Below are 6,061 nucleotides of genomic sequence, written 5' to 3' on the forward strand. Positions count from 1 at the left end.
GTGTTGCTTAACAAGAAGACGAAGACAGATGTGTGGGCACTTGTTGGGATAGTTGATCACGACTATTCAGACACAACAAGTGACCATTGATTCATAGTTTTATGGAACATTGATTTCGAATTGTGTCTGAGCCGAGATTTTGGATGTTGAAGTGGGGTTAACCACGTAAACATCTCCTCTTGCCCTTGGTGGTAGAGGTTAAAGATTAAACTGAAGAGTTTGATCATGGCTCAGATTGAACGCTGGCGGCAGGCCTAACACATGCAAGTCGAGCGAGAAAGCCCTTCGGGGTGAGTACAGCGGCGGACGGGTGAGTAACGCGTAGGAATCTACCTGGTAGTGGGGGACAACATGTGGAAACGCATGCTAATACCGCATACGACCTAAGGGTGAAAGTGGGGGACCTTCGGGCCTCACGCTACCAGATGAGCCTGCGTAAGATTAGCTAGTTGGTGGGGTAAAGGCTCACCAAGGCGACGATCTTTAGCTGGTCTGAGAGGATGATCAGCCACACTGGGACTGAGACACGGCCCAGACTCCTACGGGAGGCAGCAGTGGGGAATATTGCGCAATGGAGGCAACTCTGACGCAGCCATGCCGCGTGTGTGAAGAAGGCCCTAGGGTTGTAAAGCACTTTCAATTGGGAGGAAAGGTTGCAGTTTAATACGCTGTAACTATGACGTTACCTTTAGAAGAAGCACCGGCTAACTCCGTGCCAGCAGCCGCGGTAATACGGAGGGTGCGAGCGTTAATCGGAATTACTGGGCGTAAAGCGCGCGTAGGTGGTTAATTAAGTCGGATGTGAAAGCCCTGGGCTCAACCTGGGAACTGCATACGATACTGGTTAACTAGAGTACGAGAGAGGGAGGTAGAATTCCACGTGTAGCGGTGAAATGCGTAGATATGTGGAGGAATACCGGTGGCGAAGGCGGCCTCCTGGCTCGATACTGACGCTGAGGTGCGAAAGCGTGGGGAGCAAACAGGATTAGATACCCTGGTAGTCCACGCCGTAAACGATGTCTACTAGCCGTTGGGGAACTTGATTCTTTAGTGGCGCAGCTAACGCACTAAGTAGACCGCCTGGGGAGTACGGCCGCAAGGTTAAAACTCAAATGAATTGACGGGGGCCCGCACAAGCGGTGGAGCATGTGGTTTAATTCGATGCAACGCGAAGAACCTTACCAGGTCTTGACATACAGCGAACTTTCCAGAGATGGATTGGTGCCTTCGGGAGCGCTGATACAGGTGCTGCATGGCTGTCGTCAGCTCGTGTCGTGAGATGTTGGGTTAAGTCCCGTAACGAGCGCAACCCTTGTCCTTAGTTGCCAGCACGTAATGGTGGGAACTCTAGGGAGACTGCCGGTGACAAACCGGAGGAAGGTGGGGACGACGTCAAGTCATCATGGCCCTTACGACCTGGGCTACACACGTGCTACAATGGAACGCACAGAGGGCAGCAAACCCGCGAGGGGGAGCGAATCCCACAAAACGTTTCGTAGTCCGGATTGGAGTCTGCAACTCGACTCCATGAAGTCGGAATCGCTAGTAATCGTGAATCAGAATGTCACGGTGAATACGTTCCCGGGCCTTGTACACACCGCCCGTCACACCATGGGAGTGGGTTGCTCCAGAAGTGGTTAGCCTAACCTTCGGGAGGGCGATCACCACGGAGTGATTCATGACTGGGGTGAAGTCGTAACAAGGTAGCCCTAGGGGAACCTGGGGCTGGATCACCTCCTTAAACGATAGTGACGCTACCTTTCAAGTGCTCACACATTTGTCTTTGTCTTATTCGGTTGATGCGACAGTAATCGCGAGTTCTGGCGTTTTTAACGCAGGATGAGGTTGGTCTGGCAAGGCGCAGCGCGAGAGAAGGAGGGATCGTACAGGCAGTACGTGACCGACTGAGCGAGTGATGCAACGCGGCCAGGGCGAGTTCAGACAAGTTAAAATAGGCCTGTAGCTCAGTTGGTTAGAGCGCACCCCTGATAAGGGTGAGGTCGGCAGTTCAAATCTGCCCAGGCCTACCAAATTGTCCCAGCTCTTCGTTGTGAAATGACTCGCATAGCAGGCTATGCGTCGCCATTCCACGCCTTGATCTGAAACAATTTGGCGTACCTGGAAAGTGTGATTGCTGACACATTTTTTTGGGGCTATAGCTCAGCTGGGAGAGCGCTTCCCTTGCACGGAAGAGGTCTGCGGTTCGATCCCGCATAGCTCCACCATATCAACGCATCACTGAAGTCAGAAACAAGCGCATGTTGTGTGTTTGTTTCTGGTTTTACACCGGAATTGTTCTTTAACAAGGTAAATTAAGCTGAGTCTTTGAGCTGATGTAAAGCACCAGATGGTATCGGTGAGTTACACGGTTCATAGATAAAATTGTTCTGTAGTGGCGGGTTTCAATTCCCCGCTGCTACGACGAGTTGTAATACAACACTGTGACTTAAGCGTCACAACATCCGGCGGGCATGCACTTTGATCGGTGCATGTCTACTAAGTACCTGGTCTTTGCCAAAGGGGGCCAGGGAATTGTCTTCTTGAGCAGATAATTTCGATTATATGGTCAAGTGACTAAGCGTATACGGTGGATGCCTTGGCAGTTGGAGGCGATGAAGGACGTTGTAGCCTGCGAAAAGCTTCGGGGAGTCGGCAAACAGACTTTGATCCGGAGATGTCCGAATGGGGAAACCCACCTGGTGTAAGCCAGGTACCTTTTACTGAATACATAGGTAAAAGGGGCGAACGAGGGGAACTGAAACATCTAAGTACCCTTAGGAACAGAAATCAATTGAGATTCCCCCAGTAGCGGCGAGCGACCGGGGATCAGCCTGCAAGTGATAGCAGTAGTGCTAGTGGAACGGTCTGGAAAGTCCGGCGATAGAGGGTGATAGCCCCGTACACGAAAGCGCTGTTGTGGTACTGAGCTTGCGACAAGTAGGTCGGGACACGTGTTATCTTGACTGAAGATGGGGGGACCATCCTCCAAGGCTAAATACTACCAACTGACCGATAGTGAACCAGTACCGTGAGGGAAAGGCGAAAAGAACCCCGGAGAGGGGAGTGAAATAGAACCTGAAACCGTGTACGTACAAGCAGTGGGAGCCCCATCTTTAAACCATTTCGATGGTAGATGAGGCCATCGATGATTGGGTTAGGTTAGCGTCGCGCAGCGACGATCAACCGCTCAAGAGAAGCAGAGATGGTTTAAAGATGGGGTGACTGCGTACCTTTTGTATAATGGGTCAGCGACTTAATGTCTGTAGCAAGCTTAACCGTATAGGGGAGGCGTAGGGAAACCGAGTCTTAATAGGGCGACACAGTTGCAGGCATTAGACCCGAAACCGGGCGATCTATCCATGAGCAGGTTGAAGGTGCCGTAACAGGCACTGGAGGACCGAACCCACTTATGTTGAAAAATGAGGGGATGACTTGTGGATCGGAGTGAAAGGCTAATCAAGCCCGGAGATAGCTGGTTCTCCTCGAAATCTATTTAGGTAGAGCGTCGTGTCTTACCCTGGGGGGTAGAGCACTGTTTGGGCTAGGGGGTCATCCCGACTTACCAACCCCATGCAAACTCCGAATACCCAGGAGTACAATCACGGCAGACAGACAGCGGGTGCTAACGTCCGTTGTCGAGAGGGCAACAACCCAGACCGCCAGCTAAGGTCCCAAATACCAGTTAAGTGGGAAACGATGTGGGAAGGCTTAGACAGCTAGGAGGTTGGCTTAGAAGCAGCCACCCTTTAAAGAAAGCGTAATAGCTCACTAGTCGAGTCGGCCTGCGCGGAAGATGTAACGGGGCTAAACTGGTAACCGAAGCTGCGGATGCGTGCTTGCACGCATGGTAGAGGAGCGTTCTGTAAGCCGTTGAAGGTGAACCGGGAGGTTTGCTGGAGGTATCAGAAGTGCGAATGCTGACATGAGTAACGATAAGGGGGGTGAAAAACCTCCCCGCCGGAAGATCAAGGTTTCCTGCGCAACGCTAATCGGCGCAGGGTGAGTCGGCCCCTAAGGCGAGGCAGAAATGCGTAGTCGATGGGAAGCAGGTTAATATTCCTGCACTTCTTATTATTGCGATGGAGGGACGGAGAAGGCTAAACCATCAGGGCGTTGGTTGTCCCTGTTTAAGGTTGTAGGCTGGTGACTTAGGTAAATCCGGGTTGCTAAGGCCGAGAGCTGATGACGAGTCCAAGGCGAGAGCTGCGGATGAAGTGGTTGATGCCATGCTTCCAAGAAAAGCTTCTAAGCTTCAGATAATGAGGAACCGTACTGTAAACCGACACAGGTGATCAGGTAGAGAATACCAAGGCGCTTGAGAGAACTCGGGTGAAGGAACTAGGCAAAATGGTACCGTAACTTCGGGAGAAGGTACGCCGGCTTTGGTGATGGGACTTGCTCCCTAAGCTGAGGCTGGTCGAAGTGACCAGGTGGCTGCGACTGTTTATTAAAAACATAGCACTCTGCAAACACGTAAGTGGACGTATAGGGTGTGACGCCTGCCCGGTGCCGGAAGGTTAATTGATGGGGTTATCTTCGGAGAAGCTCTTGATCGAAGCCCCGGTAAACGGCGGCCGTAACTATAACGGTCCTAAGGTAGCGAAATTCCTTGTCGGGTAAGTTCCGACCTGCACGAATGGCGTAACGATGGCCACACTGTCTCCACCCGAGACTCAGTGAAATTGAAATCGCTGTTAAGATGCAGTGTACCCGCGGCTAGACGGAAAGACCCCGTGAACCTTTACTACAGCTTTACACTGGACTTTGACCTTACTTGTGTAGGATAGCTGGGAGGCTTTGAAGCAGTGGCGCCAGCCATTGTGGAGCCGACCTTGAAATACCAGCCTGGTAATGTTGAGGTTCTAACTCAGGTCCGTGATCCGGATCGAGGACAGTGTATGGTGGGTAGTTTGACTGGGGCGGTCTCCTCCCAAAGAGTAACGGAGGAGCACGAAGGTGCGCTAATCATGGTCGGAAATCATGAGGTTAGTGTAAAGGCACAAGCGCGCTTGACTGTGAGTCTGACAAGACGAACAGGTACGAAAGTAGGTCTTAGTGATCCGGTGGTTCTGTATGGAAGGGCCATCGCTCAACGGATAAAAGGTACTCCGGGGATAACAGGCTGATACCGCCCAAGAGTTCACATCGACGGCGGTGTTTGGCACCTCGATGTCGGCTCATCACATCCTGGGGCTGAAGCCGGTCCCAAGGGTATGGCTGTTCGCCATTTAAAGTGGTACGCGAGCTGGGTTTAGAACGTCGTGAGACAGTTCGGTCCCTATCTGCCGTGGGCGTTGGAGAATTGAGGGAAGCTGCTCCTAGTACGAGAGGACCGGAGTGGACGAACCTCTGGTGTTCGGGTTGTGTCGCCAGACGCATTGCCCGGTAGCTATGTTCGGACAGGATAACCGCTGAAAGCATCTAAGCGGGAAGCCCCTCCCAAGATAAGTTCTCCCTGGGAATTTAATTCCCCTGAAGGGCCGTGGAAGACTACCACGTTGATAGGCTGGGTGTGGAAGCGTTGTGAGGCGTTGAGCTAACCAGTACTAATTGCCCGTGAGGCTTGACCATATAATCCAAGTTATTTGCGCACGAGAGTGCACAAGAGAAGACAGTTGGCATCGGAATCGCTCCTGGCGATTGTCGATGGCCCTACATCCTTGTAGGGCATGTTGTGATCGAGTCATGGTGTTAACTACACCGAAGAACAGACAGCTTAATTTACCACCCTATTTGTTGAAACGAGGCGGTCCGCAAGGACATGAGACCAACGACAGCAAGCCAGTTTGCCTGGCGACAATAGAGCAATGGAACCACCTGACCCCATCCCGAACTCAGAAGTGAAACGTTGCATCGCCGATGGTAGTGTGGGGTCTCCCCATGTGAGAGTAGGTCATTGCCAGGCACCTAAACCTAAAATCCCGTCACTCTGAGAGTGGCGGGATTTTTTTATGGGTCGGTTGGCCTTTTACACATGGCAATGACCTACGGTCAAACCCGGTAAAGCGGGGCAGGCCCTTGCCAGGCACCCGCAGATTTGGGGTCAGAGTAAAAACCCCGT

General features: G+C 52.1%; 2 tRNA genes and 3 rRNA genes. All 5 read left to right on the plus strand.

Features of this window, described 5'->3' with window-relative positions:
- Positions 1 to 207 precede the first annotated feature (207 nt).
- Positions 208 to 1,741 (plus strand): 16S ribosomal RNA (locus E2F43_RS18945).
- Positions 1,742 to 1,953: 212 nt separating this feature from the next.
- Positions 1,954 to 2,030: transfer RNA gene (locus E2F43_RS18950), tRNA-Ile, on the plus strand.
- 119 nt (positions 2,031 to 2,149) lie between these two features.
- Positions 2,150 to 2,225 (plus strand) — tRNA-Ala (locus E2F43_RS18955).
- A gap of 339 nt (positions 2,226 to 2,564) precedes the next feature.
- Positions 2,565 to 5,571: ribosomal RNA gene (locus tag E2F43_RS18960) — 23S ribosomal RNA — on the plus strand.
- 218 nt (positions 5,572 to 5,789) lie between these two features.
- A 5S ribosomal RNA gene (gene rrf, locus E2F43_RS18965) occupies positions 5,790 to 5,905 on the plus strand.
- Together the 16S, 23S and 5S rRNA genes with 2 tRNA genes alongside form the textbook arrangement of a ribosomal RNA operon.
- Positions 5,906 to 6,061: the final 156 nt, after the last annotated feature.

The sequence above is a fragment of the Seongchinamella unica genome, assembly GCF_004354085.1.
Lineage (GTDB): Bacteria > Pseudomonadota > Gammaproteobacteria > Pseudomonadales > Halieaceae > Halioglobus > Halioglobus unicus.